Raw genomic sequence first — 2,168 nt, forward strand, 5'->3', positions numbered from 1 at the left:
CGCGGTTGAGCGGGTCGCGGTCGCCCACCGCCACGTAGACCGGCAGGTCGGGCCGGACGGTCGTGGGCGTGCTGAGCCGCTCTCCGGCCGCCGCGAGGTCGGACATGCCCTGGTCGTCCAGGGTGAAGCCGCAGAGCGGATCGGCGAGGTACGCGTCGACCTGCGCCTCGTCGCGGCTGAGCCAGTCACCGGGCGTCCGGGCGGGCTCGAAGGCGGAGTTGAAGGCGTCCATGACGTCGCCGTCGGCCTCGGCGAGGTGGGCCATGAGCCGGTCCAGCGCCGCGGTGCCCGACAGCGCGACCCCGGCCAGCAGCTCGGAGTGCCCGAGCACGTACTGCTGGGCGGCGAACGAACCGAGGCTGTGGCCCACCAGGACGAGTGGCAGCCCCGGGTGCCGGCGCTGGATCAGCTCGGACAGTGCGACCATGTCGTCGACCAGCCGGTTCCACCCGTCGTCGCCGAGGTGGCCGGGGACGTGGCTGACGGTCAGCCCGTGGCCGCGGTGGTCGTCGGCGTACACGGCGTAGCCCCGCCGGGTCAGCGCCCGGGCGAAGTGGTCGTAGCGGGCCGCGTGTTCGCCCATGCCGTGGGAGATCTGGACCAGGCCGCGGGGCGGCCCGTCCGGTGCCCACGCGTGGACGTGGATCTGCAGGCCGTCTTCGCTTCTGAAGGTGAACATGTGACGGTTCCTCGGGGGCTGTCGTGTGTGGCGGCCGGTGGCGGCCGGTGGCGCGGGCGGCGCGGAGAGCGCGGAACGCGCGGCCGGGGGAGAGCGGGGGATCTGCGGCGCGCGTCGGGCGGTGGGCGCCGAGCCGCGGATCGGGGCGCGGCGGGCATGAATGGCCCGGGCTGCCGAATTGCGCAGGTTCTGTTCTGACGCTACCGCACTCGACATTGTCGAACAATGGCTGGCGGCGAGTTTTCCGCGCAGATCCCCGGCGGTGCGCCGAGGTGACCTCCGTTGCCGATTCGAATCCGAATCCGGCTGGTGCTACCGGCGAGTAGCGAAGTACAGTCCTGAACCTGCCCGCAAAGCCGACCGGAATTCACACTCCGGGCGTTCTCACCACGCACGGCCCAGGCGGGCGGATTCCCCTGCGGATGGCAGTCCGCGCGCGTTCCTCCCCCTTTTCCGGCATGGCCCCGAGCGGCGGCCGGACGGAGGACCGACCCTCCCGAATACCCACCGGACACCCCGGGCACCGCCTCCGTGCCCCACGTGCACCCGGCCATCCAGCAACCCCCCACCCCGGAGGTACCCCCATGCGTGTATCGCGCGCCGCGGCCGTCGTCCTGGCCGCCACGACCGTCCTGTCCTCGGCCGCCTGCGGCTCCGGCTCCGGCTCCGGCTCCGCCGGAGCGGACGGGGACCGCGTGCGGATCGGCGCCCTGCTGTCGCTGTCCGGCGTCTACTCCACCCTCGGTCCGGCCGAGAAGAAGGCCATGACCATGGGCGTCGAGGAGCTCAACCGGCAGGGCTTCACCGTCGCCGGCCGGCGGCACACGCTGGAGATCGTCTACGCCGACGACAAGTCCGACCCGGCCACCACCGGTGTCACCGCCCTGCGCGAGATGACCCAGGCGCAGCGGCTGCCGGTCGTCGCCTACGGCCTGGGCTCGGCGACCTACGCCCCGCAACTCAAGCGCAAGCCCGTCCCGATGATCAACGTCCTGGACAGCTCCTACCCGAGCATCCTCGACCTCGACCCCCACCTGTACCTCACCCGCGGGGGCTCGCACACCTACGTGCCGGGCTGCCTCGCCTACGCCAAGCAGAAGCTCGGCGCGAAGTCGCTCGGGGTGATCACCGCCAAGGGCGAGCCCTACGGGGAGGGCCTCACCGAGCTGGTCGGCCTGGCGGCCCGCGCCAACGGCATCCGGATCGCCGCCTCCGCCGACTTCCCGCTCGGCGCGACCGACTACGGCAACGCCGTCGGCGCGGTGCTCGCCGCCAAGCCCGACGCGATCTACCTCAGCAGCGTCACCGGCGTCATCCTGCCCGTCCTCAAGCAGCTGCGGCAGGCCGGCTGGACGGGGCCCGTGCTGCACAGCGCGGGCGTCGGCCCCGACCAGGCCCGGGCGATCCTGGGCGACCAGTTCAACACCCTGATGACCGACAACTACGACTGCGCCGGCACCCTGCCCGGTACCTCCTCCGACCCGGCCAC

2 protein-coding genes are annotated in these 2,168 nt (G+C 72.7%); one reads left to right on the forward strand and one right to left on the reverse strand.

The window, feature by feature from the left end:
* A partial coding sequence (locus ABZ641_RS34130) for an alpha/beta fold hydrolase (protein ID WP_359988200.1) occupies positions 1-679 on the reverse strand: 679 nt, incomplete at its 3' end.
* Between the two features lie 584 nt (positions 680-1,263).
* On the opposite strand from ABZ641_RS34130, the gene ABZ641_RS34135 reads away from it, so the two are divergent.
* The coding region (locus ABZ641_RS34135) for an ABC transporter substrate-binding protein (RefSeq protein WP_359988202.1) at positions 1,264-2,168 on the forward strand (905 nt) is incomplete at its 3' end.

Origin of the sequence: Kitasatospora sp. NPDC007106 (assembly GCF_040634455.1) — a bacterium.
Classification (GTDB): Bacteria; Actinomycetota; Actinomycetes; order Streptomycetales; family Streptomycetaceae; genus Kitasatospora; species Kitasatospora arboriphila.